We start from the raw sequence: 18,760 nt of genomic DNA, 5'->3' as shown, positions 1-18,760 counted from the left end.
TAAGTCGCCTCAGTCTCCGACCAACCGGCTGGCCGTAAACGGAAAGAGCCGGTCATTGCCGAGCATGAAAACCGAGAATTGGCGGCGGCTGAAGAGCGCCGAATAGGCGCGGTCCGTTACGTTAAGGCCGCCAGTGAGAGCGCCGAATGCAGGCAATACCAGACGGGTACCGTCTGTGATGAAGCAGGCGCGGCGGATCGAGCGGCCAAAGCGGCGGACTCGGGCAACCGGGTGCAAATGCCCGCAAATCTCACCCGCGGCGCGTTCAGCACCGATTTCTTCCACTGGCTCGTGACGGAACTTTAAGGGGCCGACAGAGATTTCTTCGACCGTCTCCCCGCATAGGCGAACCGGTGCAACCGGATCGTGATTGCCGGTCACCCAGATCCACTCCCGGCCAAGTTGGAGAGTGGTCAGCATGGCCCGGTAGGGTGCTGGCAGCCGGTCAGACCCGTCAGCATCGTGGAAACTGTCGCCAAGGCAGATCACGCAGGCCGGGTCGAAAGCATCCATCACACCGGCGAGTTTCTCCAGCGTCGCCCCGGTGTCGTAGGGTGGCAACATCACACCGCGCCGTGCGTAGCTGGAGCCTTTTTCCAGGTGCAGATCGGCCACCACAAGAAGAGATTCTTCCGGCCACCACAAGATGCCGCTGTCATGCAGCCCGACAAGCTGACCGTTGATCTGAATGTCGTGACACACAGGCGCAGCTTCGTATTTGCGCATATGCGAAGTCAGAACATTCATTCCATAGCCTCCTGAACCAAAACCTCGGCCGCGTCTTCAAGGAGCGAATCCATTGCCTCGCCATAAACCGGTTCTTTTCCTATTTCCAGGAGGATAGGGACCGCAAGCGGGGAAACACGCGTCAGGGTAGTATGCGTGATTCTTCCGCGAATTCGGGCAAGAAGTTCACCGAGGCGCGAGATATCCAGAAGTCCTTCGGCAGCATCGCTCCACGTTGCCTTGAGCAGGATGTGATCAGGCTCATGCGCCCTGAGAACATCGTAGATCAGATCGGAGGAAACCGTCATCTGGCGGCCTGTTTTTTCCTGACCCGGATGCCGGCGTTCGATCAGTCCGCCGATGATGGCACAGTTGCGGAAAGTGCGTTTCATCAGGCTGGAATCGGCAAGCCAGGCGTCGAGATCGTCGCCGAGAATGTCTTCTTCAAAAAGTGCATCCAGCGAAATCTTGCCGGAGGAAAACAGCTGCGACAGGTCGCTAAGACCCCAAACCGACAGTGCATAGTCGTTGGCCACAAAGCCCATCGGTCGCGCCCCAAGCCTCTCCAGGCGCTTGGTCAAAAGCATGCCGAGCGTCTGATGCGCAAGGCGTCCTTCGAAAGGGTAACAAACCATGTAGTGCTTGTTGGAGCGGGGAAAGGTTTCGACCAGAAGACCGTCGCGGGCCGGCAGAACGGATTTGCTCCTTTGGATTTCCAGCCATTCGCGCACCTGGCCGGGCAGATGTTTCCAGCTCTTCGGGCTCGCCAGCATGGCACGTACCCCCTCTGCCAGATAGGTGGACAGCGGGAATTTGCCACCCATGTAGGAGGGTATCATCGGATTGTCGGTCTTGGCCCGGGAGACAAAGGCTTCGTTCTCGCGAATACCTTCAAAACGCACGACCTCGCCGCCAAAGAGAAACGTGTCGCCCTGAACCATCTGATCGATGAAATACTCTTCGATCTCGCCAAGAACACGTCCACCGCGCCCGACCGGTGTCCGCCGTCCGTCCGCCTTGGAGCGAACCAGACGGACCTTGAGTTTGGGGGCCTCGACGATCGTGCCCACGTTGAGCCGGTATTGCTGCGCGATTTTCGGGTGGGCAATCCGCCAGAGACCGTCTTTGCCCTTCCGCAGCTTCGCGTATTGATCATAGCTCTTCAGCGCATAGCCGCCGGTGGCGACAAAATCGACAACCCGCTCGAAGGTTTCCCAGTCGAGTGACCGATAGGTTTCCGAAGAGCGGATTTCATCGAAAATGGCGGTCAGGTCGAGCGGGTCGGCACAGGCGAGACCGAGAACATGTTGAGCCAGTACATCGAGCGCGCCCTTTCGCAGAGGCGGCGTGTCTTGCTCGCCCCGCTTGGACGCCGCAAGGGCGGCCTGGCACTCAAGGACTTCGAAACGGTTCGAAGGTATCAGCACCGCCCTGGACGGTTCGTCCATGCGGTGGTTTGCACGCCCTATCCGCTGCGCCAGACGGCTTGCGCCCTTGGGCGCGCCGATATTAACGACAAGATCGATGTCACCCCAGTCAATGCCCATATCGAGAGACGACGTTGCCACAACAGCACGAAGTGTTCCCGACGCCATGGCCGCTTCCACCTTGCGCCGTTGCCCGACGTCAAGCGAGCCGTGGTGAAGGGCGATCGGCAGCGTGTCTTCGTTGATGCGCCAGAGCTCCTGAAACACCATCTCCGCCTGGCTGCGCGTGTTCACGAACAGAAGTGAAACGTTGTGTGCCTTGATCAGGCGGTAAATGTCTCCGATTGCATAGCGTGAGGAATGACCGGACCAGGGCAGCCGCTCTTCTGAATCCAGAATGGAGATTTCCGGCTGGGCGCCTCCGGAGACCTCGACCACATGCGACAAGGCCCTGCTGCCGGCGTCGGGCTGATCGACCAGATAGGCGCGTAGATCGTCGGGTTCCGCCACCGTCGCTGACAGGCCGATGGTTCTGAGATTTGGCGCAAGCCGGCGCAGGCGCGCCAGTCCGAGCGCAAGCAGATCTCCGCGTTTGGAGGTGACCAGGGCGTGAAGCTCATCAAGGATGACCGTCTTCAGGGACGCAAACAGTCGTGCAGACGCTGGATCCGACAAAAGAAGCGCGATTTGCTCCGGAGTAGTGAGCAGCAGATCCGGCGGGTTGAGTTTCTGGCGCTGCCGCTTGTGCGAGGGCGTGTCGCCAGTGCGTGTCTCCAGCCTGAGCGGAAGGTCCATTTCCGTAACAGGCGCTTCCAGATTGCGCGCAATATCGACGGCAAGGGCCTTCAGGGGCGAGATATATAGCGTGTGTATGCCATTGCCGGGCTCGCCCGGTTTGCGCTTTCCTCGACGCTCCAGCTCTACAAGAGAGGGCAGGAACCCGGCGAGTGTCTTGCCGGCGCCTGTCGGCGCGATCAGCAAGGTGGAATGTCCCTGCGCCAGATGATCGATAAGCTGCAGCTGGTGCGCCCTTGGGGCCCATCCTCTTGAGGCAAACCAGCTCTGAAAGCGATTGGGTAGCAGCGCAGCGTCCATAAGAGGGTTTTAGGATAGCCGTAGAAAAAAGGCGAGGGCCGCAGATCAAAAATGTTCACTTTGTGTTCCTGATAGCGCGAGGAACGCGATACCTCTTGAATGCCGTCTCAAATCAGGAATAAATGCTGCCGATGTCCGATCTTTTGACAATTGCACCCGAAGGTCTTTTTTGCCCGCAAGCCGGGGCTTACATCGACCCGGTCCGTCCGGTTGAAAAAGCGATCATCACACACGGCCACGCAGACCATGCGCGCGCCGGCCATGGTGCGGTTCTGGCCACACAGCAAACGCTCGACATTATGGCGATCCGGTATGGCGAGAATTTCTGCGGGATGGCCCAACCCATCGACCTTGGTGAGGTTCTGAGGGTTGGAAACGTCGATGTTTCGTTGCATCCGGCAGGTCATGTCCTGGGCTCGGCGCAGGTTCTGATAGAGGCAGAAGGCCAACGGACTGTCGTGTCGGGCGACTACAAGCGGCAGGAAGATCCGACTTGTACCCCTTTCGAACTTGTCACATGCGACACGTTTATCACCGAAGCCACATTCGGCTTGCCGGTCTTCCGCCATCCCCCTGCAAGTGAGGAAATCAGAAAACTTCTGTCGTCAGTAGATCTCTTTCCTGAACAGACACACCTTGTAGGAGCCTATGCGCTCGGCAAGGCGCAACGTGTGATCGGCGAGCTGCGCGCTGCGGGCTATGACAAAGTCATCTACCTCCACGGAGCGCTTGAGAAGCTGACGGCCTATTACCGGTCTCAAGGCGTTGAGCTGGGTCCGGTCGAGCCTGTCGGCAAGCGTGGCAAGGAATTGCAGGGCGAGATCGTGGTGTGTCCTCCAGGGCAGTTGAGCGACCGTTGGGCAAGACGGTTCGGGGATCCTGTCGCTGCCATGGCGTCCGGGTGGATGCGTGTCAGGGCGCGTGCACGTCAACGCGGTGCGGAGCTGCCGCTGATTATTTCCGACCATGCCGACTGGGACGATCTGTGCAAAACCATTCTTGAAACGCAGGCCAGCCAGATCTGGGTGACACATGGGGCAGAGGAAGCTCTTGTGCACTGGTGCGAATTGAATGGACGAAAGGCCCGTCCCCTCAATATGATAGGCTACGACGATGGCGAGGATACCGACAGCGCACAGGTCTCAGGGGCGTGAATTGAGCTCTGCGTTTGTAAGGGTCCTCTGGGGAGGCGGTCATGGCGGACGACGGTGGTATTGAGAAAAGCCGGAACGGTCACACGAACGGGTCGGGATCCGGCGCAAACGGGGATGCCGAAGAGGCGATCGCCCAGCTTTTCGATGACTATCAGGCTGGTTTCAATGACTATGACATTGACCGCATCTGCGATTGCTTCGCGCTGCCCGCGGTCATCTGGCAGCACGAAAAGGGCCACGTTTTTGCAGACGACGAAGAACTGATCGAGAATATCGAAGCGCTTTTGAAAGCGCTCGAAAAAGAAGGCGTTACTCACTCGGATTTTCAGGTCGTTTCAAGCCATGTCAGCGGCTCGTCCGCGCTCGTGACACTCGACTGGACGCAGGAAAGCGCCGATGGCGAAGCTGTCTTGGAATTCACCGGCCACTATCAGCTGATCCAGGACGGCTCGGATTGGGTGATCGCCGCCATCGTCAACGAATAGGTAAGCGTTTTCTGCGGTTGACGCGAGGCGATTAGAGGCGTTCACCCGATTGTTCTGCAAGGCACCCCAGGATCCCGACCGTTAGTCTGTCGACAATCTGGTCCCGGTTCGGAACGGTATTGCAATCCTGAACCGCCGCATGCATCACCGATTTGACCATATTCATGATCACGAAAACGGCTGTTTGCAGGTGCGCGCCTTGAGGGACTTCCGGCTTTTGTGAAAGAAAGGTCATGACCGTGCCTGCCATTTCCTCTTGAAAACCGGCCCGGTCAACCAGCTTGGAATGCGCGGGGATCCACGCCTCGATCGCGGCATGGAGCCGACGCTGTTTCAGGTGCATATCGAGGTTTGCACCTATTATCTCGCGGATTGCGTCTTGCAGCGGGAGCTCTCGCGTGCGTTCCATGGTTGTTCTGACGACCTTGAGAACCTCGTCGTGATGCTGTTTCTGCACCGCCAGGATGAGGGCGTCCTTGTTCGGGAAATACTGGTAAAGCGATCCGATGCTTATACCGGCACGCTCTGCGATCTGGTTTGTGCTCGCAGCCTCAAAATCGCTTTCCATAAAAACCTGTCCGGCTGCTTCAACGATCGTTTCAACCATGAGACGGGAGCGCAGCTGTTTCGGGTGGCGCCTTTGGCGCGGTTCCGCATGCAAGGGCAAGAAAACATCCTTCATTTTTGCAACACTCGCCAAAAAGCAGGCGAGATGGGACAGAAATGTGACCGGAACGCGAGCAGGTTCGTCGCTCTCATTTGCACTTCGCGGATGTGAAAGAAATTTCGCTATAAAAATCAATTACTAAAGTGTTCGAGAGATACCCAAAAACGGATTGAAATGCCCGTTTCATACGCGAGTATCTAAAAAACACGACCGCAGCCAAAGTCCTCCTGCCGTTGGCCAACTCTGAGCGCCGGCGGCAAGAACCTGACTTGAACGGAGGTCACAGAGTTGCGTAATTTCAGGTATTCCACATGTGCGGGCAGTTGGTCGCTCCTCCTCTGGTTTTGCTGGGCCGGGGCTGCAACGGCTGCGGATGTGCCTGCACCGCAAAGCGAGCCCGGTGTATTTGAGGACGATGACGACGGCTGGATTGAGGGGATCGTCGTTCTGGGCGCAGGAGCCCAACCGGATTTTGACGGGGCAGCAGAATATGCGGCCGTTCCTTTGCTTTATCTCAACGTCACTGCGTTCGGCCTCGGTCTGGAACTTGAAGGTCCTGAGGCATCCTTGAACATTCGGCCGGACGCGGCGTTTCAGTTCGGGCCCTCCATTGCGTATGAAATGGGCCGCGATGGCACGGTGAACAAAGTCGTGGATCGGCTGGACAAGATTGACGCTGCGTTCGAAGTGGGGGGATTTGCCGCCTATCAGTTCAATGCGCTTCTCGCGCAATCGGACATTCTGGAAGTTTCAGCGGACCTCATGGCAGACGTGTCAGGAGTTCATGACGGCTTCAGCGGGTCTGTTGGAGCATCTTATTCGATAGCGGCAACCGAACGATTGCGCCTTGGAACCGAGCTTTCGCTCGGGTTTGCCAATGACAGCTACATGGATACCTACTTCGGCGTCACCAGGGGCGGTGCGCGGCGCAGCGGTCTTGCGGAATACTCTGCTTCTGGCGGATTGAAGGACGTCAGTTTAGGCGCGACGGCAAGTTTCAATGTTACCGAGCGATGGGGAATTGTGGGCCGCGCCACCTATTCAAGGCTTCTGGGTGATGCCGCCGACAGTCCGATCGTCAAGGACGAGGGGTCTGCGGACCAGTTTACCGGCGGGCTCGGAATTTCATTTTCATTCTGATGTTGTCGCGATGCGGCTTCACAAACCTCATGTGTCCGCTGTTTGTTTCAGCGGACACCAGGAGCAGTTTGTTGAGTGGGAGCGTAACTGCTTTTGGAGGACAGGTTAGGGGCTTAGGTGTCTTTCGCCTTCGCCGCTTTACGCGCCGCGCGCGAAGGCTTGTTCTTTTTGGGCGCTTTCTTGCGAGACGGGGCTCCTTTGGAAGCAGCCACTGCTTTCGGCTTGCGCTTGCGGTCGCTTTCTCCCGGCTTACCACTCTTGGGCTGGCGTGATGCTTTTGAACTCTCGCCTTCGGAACCTTGCGCAAGCGCAGTCATGTCGAGCGGCTCATAAGCGGGATGATGCGGCTTGGCCTCGTCATCACCATGTCGGCGTCGCTTTTTCCCGCGCCCGCCGTCAAAGTCAGCCTTTGGTCCACGTTTCGGCCGGTTGGACTTCAGCGTATCTTCCGGTCCCAGGTTTTCATAATCGGGAGCATCGTCCCTGCGCGGTCTGCGCTTTGGTGCTCCACCTCGCGTCCGGCGGTTGTCATCCTCCTTTGGCGGTGAGGGAATCTTGCCGCCACGCGCGTCCAGCAATGTGATCTCCACGTTCTCTTCACCGGAACCTTCGCGTTTGATCACGTCGGTAAACCGTTTGCCGTGGCTGCCCGCAATCTCGAAGTAAAGCTGGTTCTGGAAGATCTTGATTGCGCCTACTTCCTTCTTGGTGACATGGCCAGCCCGGCAGATCATCGGCAGAATCCAGCGGGGTTCTGCCCGCTGCCGATGCCCCAGGGACAGTGAAAACCAGATGCCATCTTCGAATTTGCCGGTGATTTCCGCGCTGCGGCCACCGCGTGCGCCCGCGTCACGGCCGCGCAGCGAGGTTTGGTCAAGTTCTGAAATCTCTTCAGGCGCGGGCATGCGCAACTGGCGCAGTTTGACAAATGCCGATGCCAGTTGCTCAGGGCTGTGAAGCGCAAGAAGTTCCATCGCGATGTCCCGGTCTTCGTCTTCAAGTTCGACGGAAAGCGCCGGGTCGGCCAGAAGCCGTTCCTTGTCTTTTGCACGGATTTGATCGGCGGTGGGCGCACCGGTCCAGGTCGCCTTGATACTGGCAAATTGCAGCACCCGTTCGGCCTGGCGGCGGCGCGGGAAGGGAACCATGAGCACGCAAGTCCCCTTGCGTCCGGCCCGGCCGGTACGACCGGACCTGTGCAAAAGTGCTGCTTTGCCGGTCGGCAGGTCCGCATGAATGACGAGATCCAGATTTGGAAGATCGATTCCGCGCGCGGCGACGTCGGTCGCCACACAGACCCGGGCGCGACCGTCTTTCATCGCCGCAAGCGCGCTGGAACGCTGTTCCTGACTGAGTTCTCCCGAAAGCGAGACGATGGAGAACCCGCGGTTCGCAAGCCGGGATGTCAGCCTGCTGACCGCTTCCCGGGTGGAGCAGAACACGATTGCCTTTTCCGCCTCGTGCAGCCGCAGCACATTGATGATTGCGTTCTCACGCTCGTTCGGTGCAACGGGATGCGCGACATAATCGATGTCACCATGCTGTTCGCGGGCGTTGATTGTCGACAGACGCACCGCGTCCTTTTGAAACCTCTTGGCCAGTTCCGCGATCGGCTTGGGGACTGTAGCGGAAAACATCAGCGTGCGACGTTCCTGAGGTGCCGCATCCAGAATAAATTCCAGATCCTCGCGAAAGCCCATATCGAGCATTTCGTCGGCCTCATCGAGGACAACAGCACTGAGGCCGGACAGATCCAGCGCACCGCGCTCGATGTGATCCCGCAGGCGGCCGGGTGTTCCGACAACGATATGCGCGCCGCGCTCCAGCTGGCGACGTTCGGTCCGTGGGTCCATGCCACCGACGCAAGAGGCCGTTACCGCACCCGCTTCCTCGTAAAGCCAGGCCAGTTCTTCCTTGACCTGCAAAGCCAGCTCGCGCGTCGGTGCGATCGCCAGGGCAATTGGGGCAGTAGCCTTGCCGAGCTGCTCCTCTTCGCCGAGGATCGTGGGTGCCAGGGCAAGGCCGAAGGCAACGGTTTTGCCGGAACCTGTCTGCGCCGAAACAAGCAGATCGGCTTCCGGCGGTGCGTCATTCAGGACGCTTTCCTGCACAGGAGTGAGGCTCTCATAGCCCCGTTTCGCCAGCGCGGCCGACAGGGCCGGGGCGAGAGACGTGAAATCAGTCATAGAGATCTTTCAACTGCTCCGGATCATCTGCATGCCAACCAGCAGTCTACCGGACGGGTCCGAACATCAAGCGGACCTATATCGGGCGGCTTATAGCGTCGAATCACCGAGCCGTCCACTGCATTCCCATTTGAAGAATTTGTTAGCATCCGCAATGCTGCCAATGGCATCGGCGGCAGATCGTCCGTACAACCAAAATTTATACCTAGAGTAGTTTATTGTAGGCCATATTGCGCCAAATTTAATGATTTTCTTAACTTTACTCGCCTCTAGATTGCAAAAATTTCGCGCAAGAAGGGTGTTCCATGTTGAAATCAATCCGCGTTCAAATTGCCCTTTTGGCAATTGTGCCGTTGCTGGCATACGGTGTCGCGAGCCTGATCGCGCTGAACGAAGCTTTGAACGAGAGCAAAGCCGCTTCTGACATCTATCCGACTGCATTGGTTGCGGAAAAATCCGAAGCGGTTCTGCATGAGCTGCAAAAGGAACGCGGGAGAACAGCTGTGCTTCTCGCGTCCGGGTTCGCCGCCGGACCAAAGGAACTTCTCGCAAAACAACGGGTGGAAACCGATACGGCACTCACGGACCTGCGAGAGACCGTTGTGGGTCTTGAAATCCGCAACACAAAACTGCTTGAGGAAATCAATGCGACCGTCGATGGTCTGAATGAGCTCGCAACGCACAGAAATGGGATTGACGGCCAATCCGTCGCTGGCAAGACAAACCTTGCATTTTATTCCGGCAAGATACGCGACTTGATCACCATCGCACATGCGGCACAGACAGCCAGTGCTGATCAGATCTATGCCGAGCAGATGACGCCTTTTCTCCTGCTGACTGAAGCCATCGAGGCTGGGGGGCTTGAACGCGCGATCGGGGCTCAGCTGTTCACAATTGTTGCAGATAGCGGCGAAGTTCCGAAGGAACGGTTCATGGCCTATTTCGACCGCTTGTCCGTGGAAACAGCGTTCTTGAATAACTTCAAGCGGATCGCGACCCCTGAGGAAATAGAGGCTTACAATCAAGTCGTTTCCGGAGCGAGCGTCGATCAGGTGATGGAATGGCGCAAGGTTCTTCGCACACTCCCCGAAACAGGCGATGGTCAGGGAATTGAAGGATCGGTCTGGTTCGGCAAGGCGACCGAGCGATTGAACCTGATCCGTGAGGCCTCCATTGGCATGCTGAAGGCAGCGGAGGCAAGAGCGCAGGAACTCGCCAATGCCGCAAATACCCATCTGAACTATGTGCTTGCAGAAACGGTCGGCGTGGTTCTGGTAACCCTCCTCATCTGTGTCTGGCAGCTGCGCAGTATCAACAGGCTGCTTGCGAACCTGACCGGGAACCTCGTAAAGGTGTCCGAAGGCGACCTGGATTTCCAGATGCCGTACGCCGACAGAACCGACGCCGTCGGGGATCTGGCACGCGCGGGTCTGATATTTCAGGAAAACGCTCGCATCCGTCAGAAGCTTGAAGTCGATGCCGCAAAAGAGCGTGACCGCGAGCGCATGCGCCAGAACCACGTTGAGAACCTGATCAACAAATTCAGGGTTCTGATGGAAAGCGTGTCAGGGGAGGTTCACGAAAAAACCGCTTCCATGACAGATATCGCTGCCCGCGTACGCACTATTTCAAAGGAAGCGTCCGGTGCAGCCGGGCAGGCCCGGGACGCCTCGACATCGTCTTCGAACAATGTTCAGACCGTGGCAGCCGCCGCAGAAGAAATGTCCGCCGCGATCCAGGAAATCATGAACCAGGCCGACAGGGCCAATGGTGTCATCGATGACGCAACTGAAATCGCCCACAGAACGGATGGCAACGTTTCCAGCCTGGCCGACGCGGTCGAGAAAATCGGCACAGTCGTTGAAATGATCCGCGCCATCGCGGAACAGACAAATCTTCTTGCGCTCAATGCAACGATCGAAGCTGCAAGAGCGGGCGAGGCCGGAAAGGGCTTTGCTGTCGTTGCCGCTGAAGTGAAGGAGCTTTCAACCCAGACGGCGAAAGCAACGGAGGAGATTTCCAATCAGATTGCCTCCGTCCAGGGGCTCACTGACGAAGCCGTTGGCTCCATTCGCAAGATCTCAGGGTCCATCGAAATGATCAGCGAAGTCACCGGCGCCATCACGACTGCCGTCGGTGAACAGAGCGTCGCCACACAGGAGATTTCGCAGAGCATCACGATGGCGGCTAGCGAAACCGGAAACGCCGTCAGCAGCGCGGAGAGCGTTGACGAGGCCATCCAGGCGACGGCGGGTGAGGCCGAGACCGTCGACACCATCTCCAGCGAGGTAAAGGAAGTTGCGGACAAGATGGCCGCCGGTATTGAAGGGTTCCTGGAGGACATGGCGCACGATGTCGAGGAACGGCGGAGAGCGTCTCGCACGCAGGAAACCGGCCAGGGAGTAAAACTGATGGGTGCTGATGGCCGCGAATTCCAGGCCAATCTGGTCAACAGCTCTGAAGGCGGCATCGGCGTGACAGAGTTCGACGGCGCCGTCGTTGGAATGGAAGTGATCTATGAAGATCAGTCTGGTGACCGGTTCCCGATGGAAATCAGATGGGTCAAAGACGGGACGGTTGGTCTTAAATACCGTTCGAATGAAATGCTGCACCACGCAGCTGCCTGACGTGCGGATGCCTTGACATCGTCAGGCAGACGCACATTTTGCCGGGAAAGACTTGCCCCTCCAGTCTTTCCCGGCTTTTTTTAGAACATGCGTGCGTTTTCCCAACTTCTCGACAGGCTTTCCCTCGAACCGCGGCGTCTTGCCAAGGAAGCTTTGCTGGTCCGTTATTTTCAGGATACAGCAGATCCCGAACGCGGCTACACATTGGCGGCGCTCACCGGCGGACTGAGTTTCAAGAACGCAAAACCGGCTCTCCTGCGCTCATTAATCAGCGAGCGGACGGACCCCCAGCTGTTCGCGCTCTCCTACGATTTTGTCGGTGATCTGTCTGAGACAATCGCCCTTATGTGGCCGGAGGCCGACGGTCGGGGCGAAGACGAACGGATTGAAGCTCCGACATTGACAGACGTTGTCGCCAAACTGCAAGTTGCTGGAAGAACCGATGTCCCGAGACTGCTGACGGCGTGGCTGGACCATCTCGACGAGACCGGTCGCTGGGCTCTCTTGAAGCTGGTTACAGGAGGTTTGCGTGTCGGCGTTTCGGCGCGGCTCGCAAAAACATCGGTTGCTCGGCTGGGCGAGCTTGATGTTGCTCAGGTCGAGGAAGTCTGGCACGGCCTTGAACCGCCCTACCAGGCGTTGTTTGCGTGGGCAGAGGGCAAAGGGGAGCGCCCGGACAACACGGATCCAGCGCCCTTCCGGCCCGTCATGCTGGCGCACCCGCTGGACGAAGAACGCGACATGGCCCAGCTCGAGGCGAAAGACTTTGCAATTGAATGGAAATGGGACGGGATCCGCGTGCAGGCTGCGTCGGGATTTGCATCCGATGGCGAAATCGTCCGGCGTCTCTACAGTCGCACGGGAGAAGACATTTCCAGGGCATTTCCCGACATCGTCGACCTGCTGGAGTTCGATGCCTGTATAGACGGGGAACTTCTGATTGTTTCTAAGGGCAGGGTCAGACCGTTTTCCGATTTGCAAAAACGCCTCAATCGCAAGACGGCCGGCCCAAAACTCATCCGGGACTATCCGGCGGCAATCAGAGCATACGACTTGCTTCATTTGGACGGTGAAGACTTGCGTGAGTTGCCGTTCATGGAGCGACGCAAGATGCTGGAGGCACTGGTGACGTCGCTGGCGATACCGTCAATCGACCTTTCCCCGATGCTGCAAGCCGAGGACTGGGACCAAATCGCTGCAGCGCGCGCCGAGCCTCAAGCGCTTCTAAATACGGCCGACGCCGAAGCCGTAGAAGGTCTGATGCTGAAGCGACGCGATGCGGCCTATGTGAGCGGACGTCCGAGAGGCTTGTGGTTCAAGTGGAAACGGGAACCGTTTTTGATCGACGCAGTGCTCATGTACGCCCAGCGCGGGCACGGCAAAAGGTCGTCCTATTATTCCGACTATACATTCGGCGTTTGGCGAACCGGGGAGGCGGGAGAAGAGCTTGTGCCGGTTGGCAAGGCATATTTCGGTTTCACCGATGAGGAACTACGCCAGATCGACAAATTCGTTCGCAACAACACCATCAACAGGTTTGGACCCGTGAGGGAGGTCAAGCATGGCATGGAGGAGGGGTTGGTTCTGGAGGTCGCCTTTGAAGGCCTGAACCGTTCGACACGTCATAAGTCAGGGGTCGCCATGCGTTTTCCCCGGATTTCAAGGCTGCGCTGGGACAAGCCTACAGGGGAAGCTGACCGCATCGAAGTTCTCGAGGCGCTGCTGCCTTCAAAGGACCGCGCTGCTCAATGACGTCACAACGCTGATTGCGGAAATCTGTGTTTGTCGTGCTTTGGCCATGGATTTGTGGCAACTCAGTGTTTCAATTTATGCCGGATGCCAATCCACGACGGCATTTGATATGCGGAGATAGTCGATGCCGATGCGCAAGTTTTGCTTCTTCCTTTTTGTTGGTGCGGCAACCGTTGCAATGTCTGCAGCCGCCGTACAGGCACAGTCTGAAATCTCGTCGGAAGATGCTGACGCAGTGACGGAGGGCCAGCCGAATCGCTATTCGCTGGTGGAAGCCGATGGCGACATTCTCAGGGTCGACAGGCAGAACGGCACCATTGCGATCTGTCTTGAGCAAAACGCGTCCTGGCGATGCAATCCTGTTCCGCTTGCGGAAGAAGCTTATCTCGCCGAGATAAACGAGCTCGCCGCGGAAGTTGACCGTCTGACGGCGGAACTTGAGCAGTTCGAGAGCACTGAGGGTGAAAAAAGACCAAAATCACCTGGCTCGGTCTTGAAGCAGCCGGGCGAAGGCAGTGGCGGTGGAGATCAAACCTCGAAATGGACAGAGGAAGACGAGGAGCTGGAACGCATGCTCACATTCACTGAAAGCGCGATGCGTCGCTTTTTCGGCATGGTTCGCGAATTGCAGCGTGACTTCGAAGGCGACGGGAACTAGCGCTTTCCGACGTCTCTCAACACAGCGCTATGTGCGCGGTGTCGGCACATTGCTGGCTTTAGTCGATCAACATCTTTGAAATCGCACCGTGCGCTTCTTCCGGCAGGTCGACGGAACTGCGTGACGACAAGTCCATCGTCAGGGCAACGACATCCAGTGTTGCCGCCAGTCTTGCCGTCCTGCTTTCGAAAATATGATGGCGCATGTTGAAAGTGCTCTTACCAACGTGTGTGAAGCCTGTTGCAACAACCACCGCATCTCCCGATTTGAGCGGTGTTGACCAGGTCAACTTCATCTCCACCGCAACGCGCCCAAACCCATGCTCCAGGAGATAGGCGTAGTTCATCGGCGTGCGTTGCCAGACATGCGCAACACCATCCGTGCAGCAGGCCAGCGCATACTGATCGTCCGCTTTGCCATCCGGACCAACGTCCCGGGGCATGACGGTACCTCTGAAACAGACTTCGGAACCCTGGTTCAAGAGACCTTGCAACGACGTACGGATTCCCGAAGGGCCGGACTGAACGCCGCGCGGCGCTGCCTCTGCGATCATTGGCGTCTGGTAGTCTTTGAACCGCTGCCGCAGGGACTTGGCTGAATTCGGGCTTGGCTCGTAGCCATCCAGGGCTGTGGCAGCAAGGGCTCCTGTGCTGCCATCGCGCATTTCATGGACAACGGTCAACATATGCGGCCCGTCAAAGGCGACACTGGAATGGATCGTAATCAAATCACCGGTCCGCAGCTCCTTGTGGTACCGCACATGCCGGACACGTCTTGCCCCGACAAGCGTTTCACTCAGCCCGCACATCAGACGAAACTGCCGGTCGGCCTCTTCGAAACGGCTGAAATAGAACTGGACATTCAGGTGATCGTTCTCGTCGCATTCCCAGCGATTTACAAATGAAAAAAGTGTGGCTTGAATTGTCATTCTAAAATTTCATGTGTTTGAGATTTACTAAATGTTCGCGAACGGTCGCAAGTTCATTAGTCGCCTTCTTTCGAGAAATTATCAATAAGAAATGTAGTCTGTGGAAAAAGTATCCATAATATGATGAGAATTATTTTCGAGATTCGGTTTGCTACTGCGGAACTTTTGATGAAACTCATGGTTGTGCTAAATTAGGTATAGTCTATAAAGGTTTTATATTTACCGATACCGATTCTCTGAGTTGAAAATCTAGGCTTCGACCGAAAGTCCGGTGACCAACAAGTGCTTATTTCGACCAAAACCATTGTTTGACTTGCGCGCAACTCGTGATGCAAACATACTTCAACAAGGCTGCTTTACTGGAACTGAAGCCAACAAAATTGCCTGGCAGCGCACCTTGGTAACGGAGCGCTCGGCAAAAAAAACCGGTAAAGCGGAGGTAAGACCGTTGAGGGAGGAAAAACAACGTGTCGTCCACTTCGTACCGGTTTATTATTGCAGATGATCACCCGCTCTTTCGAGGAGCATTGCGCCAGACGCTCGAAACCCAATACCCGAATGCGTCCATAGAGGAGGCTGGTGCACTCGAGGACGTGACAGTACGCCTCGAAGAAGACGGTGATGCGGATCTTATCCTGCTTGATCTGACGATGCCGGGAATGCGCGGTTTCTCAGGTCTCATGTATCTGCGTGCGCAATATGCCGGTGTCCCGGTCGTCGTGGTATCGGCAAACGAGGAACCTCAGGCAATTCGCCGGGCAATGGAATTCGGGGCATCAGGCTTCATTCCGAAATCGCACGGTATCGAAGTGATCCGCCAGGCGATTTCCGAAGTCATGTCCGGCAATGTCTGGACGCCGCCGGATGTGGATCTGAAAGCGGATGATGGCAGCGACGATCTTGTCCAGCGACTGTCAACGCTGACACCCCAGCAGGTTCGCGTTCTCATGATGCTGTCTGAAGGACTGTTGAACAAACAGATTGCCTATGAATTGTCGGTCTCCGAGGCAACGGTTAAGGCGCACGTTTCCGCAATTCTGCAAAAACTGGGTGTCGAAAGTCGGACCCAGGCCGTCATCGCAGCATCGAAAATCGAAGCTGGCCAGTGGCAAATCGGTGGCGAAGCGCAGGAGGCAGCAGGCGCATAGCTGCGTAATCGCAGGGGGCGGCAATCCGCAAAAGTGCTGAGGATCTGGAGTATGCGCGGGCCCCTCGTAAGGCGCGCTGTCTGCTTCCAGATGTGTGAACCGTTTTGTTAACGTAAACGCTCGTTAGGGCTAAATTCTTTAAAAGATTCAGAAATTTCCGAAAATCGGCCGGAGCTCTTTACCGGAATTTCAGGGAATGCATGTAGCTATTTGTCTGACCGAACTGTGACGCACACAGTAACGAGTATCAGATGCGGAGTTGAGATGCGGCCCGGCGCCAATTGGAAATTGATCCTTAAAACGATCTTTGCGGCGCTTGTTTCACCGGGAGCGCGAATGAAGTTCGCCGCGGTCAAGGCGGACGGGCAAATGGATTCCAGTCCGGAACGTGCTCTGCTTCTTGCCTTCGGCCATCCCGTTGTCGATCAATATCTCGCTTGCAGGGTACGCGCAGCGCAGATCGCCAGCATCGCTCGTCTTACACCGCTTACGGTGCTCGCCAATATCGTCAACGTCGTTGTTGTCACGCCTATTCTGGCTCAGGTTTTTCCCATCACTTACGTTTTCGTCTGGGTAGCCCTCGTTATGAGCCTGATGGCGCTCACGACGATCAAGTGGTTCTTGTCGAAACGCTCGCCGGTTGAACTTGCCTCTCAGCGCGCGCTTTCCGCAGCCTTGCGCCATGCGACGCTGCTGAGTGCCCTTTGGGCTGTGGTACCCGTCGCCGCGTTTGCCAGCGGAAACATCAATGGAATCTGGATAGCCTCTTGTGTCACAACCGGCATGATCTGCGGCGGCGGCTTCGCACTCGCCACGGTCCCGCAGGCTGCATTCCGCTGGGTTGCGATCCTCTACTGTGCATCCGTTGCCGCGCTGGTCATCGAGCAGGGGGTCATGATGTGGCCTCTCTTGTTCCTGCTCACAAGCTACGCCTTTGTGGTGATCGGTAGCACCACCGCCGCCGGCTGGCTCTTTGCGTCGCATTTTCTGGCGGAAGCAGAGCTTGAAAAGCATGGCGACGTCATTGCGTTGCTGTTGAACGAGTTTGAAGAAACGTCAAGTGATTGGATCTGGGAAGCCGACAGCAGCGGAAACTTTCGCAATGTCTCAGACCGCTTTTGTCACGCGAGCGGGCTTGGCCGTTCAGAGCTGGAAGCCATGCGTATGGTCGACCTGGCCTATACGCTGGACAATGATGAAGCGCGGGCAAGCGTTGCCAATCTGGAAAAGACGGTTGGCATTCAAAAATCCTTCCGTGAGCTTGTGATTGGATTGACGGTCAACGGCGAAGACCGCTGGTGGTCACTGGCGGCAAGGCCGGTCTACGACGACCACGGTTCGTTCACCGGATATCGCGGTGTTGCATCTGACGTGACCGAGGCCCGCAGGGCCAGTGAACTTGCTTCGCATTTGGCCGAGCACGACTCGCTCACCGGGATCGGGAACCGCAGCTGGTTCCTGAAACAGGCTGAAACCCTGCTCGAAGAACAGACGAAAACCGGGCAGAACACACTGACGCTCTTCCTGATCGACCTTGATAATTTCAAGGTTGTGAACGACACCAGCGGTCACCCGGCCGGCGACGACCTACTCAAGCAGGTGGCCGCCAGGTTCACCGACATCAGCGAAGGCAGAACGTCCTTGGCCCGGTTCGGCGGAGATGAATTCGCGGCGCTCGGCCGGTTCGTAAGCGACCAGGCTGCGAGCGCTTTCGCGGAAGAGCTGGTAAACGTCACACGAAAGCCTTTCCGGATCGGCAGCCGCGATTTTGCCATCGGTTCGACAGTCGGCTTTACCCGGTTGCGGGATAACGGCGACACTGTCGATGACCTGATGCGCAAGGCCGACATCGCGCTCTACAAGGCCAAAGAAAGCGGCCGTGGCCGGGCACTGGCGTTTGAAAGCGAAATGGAACGCGAGGTGCGTGAGCGCCGCGAACTCGAGGCAGATCTGCGTGAGGCCTTTGAGTACGGCAAGCTCAGTGTCGAGTTCCAGCCGATCATCGACGCACGCTCGGGCCAGGTCGTCTCAAGCGAAGTCCTTGTGAGATGGTTCCATCCGACTCGCGGCGAAGTGACCCCGGATACGTTCCTCCCGATCGCAGAACATGCCGGCCTGATCCTTCCGCTCGGCAACTGGGTTCTGCGAAAAGCCTGTGCCGCGGCAGCCCAGTGCCCGGACCTTGAAAGCGTCGCGGTCAATCTGTCGCCGGTGCAATTCATGGACCCCAATTTTGTCGGCCAGATTACTTCGGTTCTCGATGAAACCGGTTTCCCGCCGGAGAGGCTTGTCCTGGAGATCACCGAATCCGTCTTCCTTCGCGATTTCGGATCGGCATCGGATAAGCTGCAAAAACTTCGCAACCTCGGGATCAAGATTTCTCTGGACGATTTCGGAACAGGATATTCTTCGCTCTCCTATCTGCGCAAATACAAGTTCGACAAGATCAAGATCGACAAGTCGTTTGTTGACGAGATTGGCGAACGCAGCGATGGATTGGCGATTATCTCCGCGGTTATAGCGCTGGCGCATAATCTTGGCCTGGAGGTCACGGCGGAAGGCGTTGAGCGTCGGTTCCAGGTGGATGCGCTGCGCACGCTGGGGTGTGACACACTGCAGGGCTATTTCTTCGGCAAGCCGCACGCAAACCCGATGAAGATAACCCAGGTCAAGATCGACGCCTGGAACGACAGCGAAGCAGAAGCAGCGCAGATTGAAGAACCGGGCACCAGTGTGGCGTCAAATCTGAAATCCGGCACCTGACACC

The 18,760-nt window shown here is 57.1% G+C and carries 13 protein-coding genes; 8 read left to right on the top strand and 5 right to left on the bottom strand.

Going from position 1 to position 18,760, the window contains the following annotated elements:
* Positions 1 to 9: 9 nt before the first annotated feature.
* Together pdeM and Q0915_RS23440 are read right to left on the bottom strand one after the other, a co-directional pair.
* Positions 10 to 747, bottom strand: a complete 738-nt coding sequence (gene pdeM, locus Q0915_RS23445; RefSeq protein ID WP_299479701.1) for a ligase-associated DNA damage response endonuclease PdeM — start codon at positions 745 to 747, stop codon at positions 10 to 12.
* The gene (locus tag Q0915_RS23440) at positions 744 to 3,248 is read right to left on the bottom strand and encodes a ligase-associated DNA damage response DEXH box helicase (RefSeq protein WP_299479699.1); all 2,505 of its coding nucleotides are present in this window, start codon (positions 3,246 to 3,248) and stop codon (positions 744 to 746) included. Before Q0915_RS23440 ends, pdeM begins: the two co-directional genes overlap by 4 nt.
* A gap of 131 nt (positions 3,249 to 3,379) precedes the next feature.
* Between Q0915_RS23440 and Q0915_RS23435 the strand changes: the two genes are divergently transcribed.
* The gene (locus tag Q0915_RS23435) at positions 3,380 to 4,402 is read left to right on the top strand and encodes a ligase-associated DNA damage response exonuclease (protein WP_299479696.1); all 1,023 of its coding nucleotides are present in this window, start codon (positions 3,380 to 3,382) and stop codon (positions 4,400 to 4,402) included.
* A 41-nt stretch (positions 4,403 to 4,443) separates the two neighbouring features.
* Positions 4,444 to 4,887, top strand: coding sequence for a DUF4440 domain-containing protein (locus Q0915_RS23430; RefSeq protein WP_299479693.1), 444 nt, complete (start codon positions 4,444 to 4,446; stop codon positions 4,885 to 4,887).
* Between the two features lie 31 nt (positions 4,888 to 4,918).
* Here Q0915_RS23430 and Q0915_RS23425 read toward each other — a convergent pair whose 3' ends face one another.
* Positions 4,919 to 5,569: a TetR/AcrR family transcriptional regulator gene (locus tag Q0915_RS23425; protein WP_299479690.1), complete on the bottom strand. Its 651-nt coding sequence runs from the start codon at positions 5,567 to 5,569 to the stop codon at positions 4,919 to 4,921.
* A gap of 273 nt (positions 5,570 to 5,842) precedes the next feature.
* Here Q0915_RS23425 and Q0915_RS23420 point away from each other — a divergent pair, with 273 nt between their 5' ends.
* Positions 5,843 to 6,694 carry a MipA/OmpV family protein gene (locus Q0915_RS23420; RefSeq protein ID WP_299479688.1) on the top strand — a complete coding sequence of 284 codons (852 nt, stop codon included), beginning with the start codon at positions 5,843 to 5,845 and terminating at the stop codon, positions 6,692 to 6,694.
* A 113-nt stretch (positions 6,695 to 6,807) separates the two neighbouring features.
* On the opposite strand, the gene Q0915_RS23415 is transcribed toward Q0915_RS23420, so the two are convergent.
* Positions 6,808 to 8,880: a DEAD/DEAH box helicase gene (locus tag Q0915_RS23415; RefSeq protein ID WP_299479685.1), complete on the bottom strand. Its 2,073-nt coding sequence runs from the start codon at positions 8,878 to 8,880 to the stop codon at positions 6,808 to 6,810.
* A gap of 305 nt (positions 8,881 to 9,185) precedes the next feature.
* On the opposite strand from Q0915_RS23415, the gene Q0915_RS23410 reads away from it, so the two are divergent.
* From Q0915_RS23410 to Q0915_RS23400, 3 genes are all read left to right on the top strand, one after another.
* The gene (locus Q0915_RS23410) at positions 9,186 to 11,507 is read left to right on the top strand and encodes a methyl-accepting chemotaxis protein (protein ID WP_299479682.1); all 2,322 of its coding nucleotides are present in this window, start codon (positions 9,186 to 9,188) and stop codon (positions 11,505 to 11,507) included.
* Positions 11,508 to 11,594: 87 nt separating this feature from the next.
* On the top strand, positions 11,595 to 13,259 hold the full coding sequence (locus Q0915_RS23405) for a cisplatin damage response ATP-dependent DNA ligase (RefSeq protein WP_299479679.1): 1,665 nt from the start codon (positions 11,595 to 11,597) through the stop codon (positions 13,257 to 13,259).
* 124 nt (positions 13,260 to 13,383) lie between these two features.
* A complete protein-coding gene (locus Q0915_RS23400; protein WP_299479676.1) occupies positions 13,384 to 13,917 on the top strand; it encodes a hypothetical protein in 534 nt (177 codons plus the stop codon).
* A 58-nt stretch (positions 13,918 to 13,975) separates the two neighbouring features.
* Here Q0915_RS23400 and Q0915_RS23395 read toward each other — a convergent pair whose 3' ends face one another.
* On the bottom strand, positions 13,976 to 14,845 hold the full coding sequence (locus Q0915_RS23395) for a thioesterase family protein (protein WP_299479673.1): 870 nt from the start codon (positions 14,843 to 14,845) through the stop codon (positions 13,976 to 13,978).
* Positions 14,846 to 15,312: 467 nt separating this feature from the next.
* Between Q0915_RS23395 and Q0915_RS23390 the strand changes: the two genes are divergently transcribed.
* Both Q0915_RS23390 and Q0915_RS23385 read left to right on the top strand, forming a co-directional pair.
* Positions 15,313 to 15,993 carry a response regulator transcription factor gene (locus Q0915_RS23390; RefSeq protein ID WP_299479670.1) on the top strand — a complete coding sequence of 227 codons (681 nt, stop codon included), beginning with the start codon at positions 15,313 to 15,315 and terminating at the stop codon, positions 15,991 to 15,993.
* 336 nt (positions 15,994 to 16,329) lie between these two features.
* Positions 16,330 to 18,756 (top strand): bifunctional diguanylate cyclase/phosphodiesterase, encoded by a 2,427-nt coding sequence (locus Q0915_RS23385; RefSeq protein WP_299479668.1) that lies wholly within the window; start codon positions 16,330 to 16,332, stop codon positions 18,754 to 18,756.
* Positions 18,757 to 18,760 lie beyond the last annotated feature (4 nt).

Source organism: uncultured Roseibium sp., assembly GCF_947494555.1.
In the GTDB taxonomy this organism is placed as follows: Bacteria; Pseudomonadota; Alphaproteobacteria; order Rhizobiales; family Stappiaceae; genus Roseibium.
The sequence above is the reverse complement of the archived record's forward strand: the minus strand, read 5'-3'. Positions and strand labels throughout refer to the sequence as shown.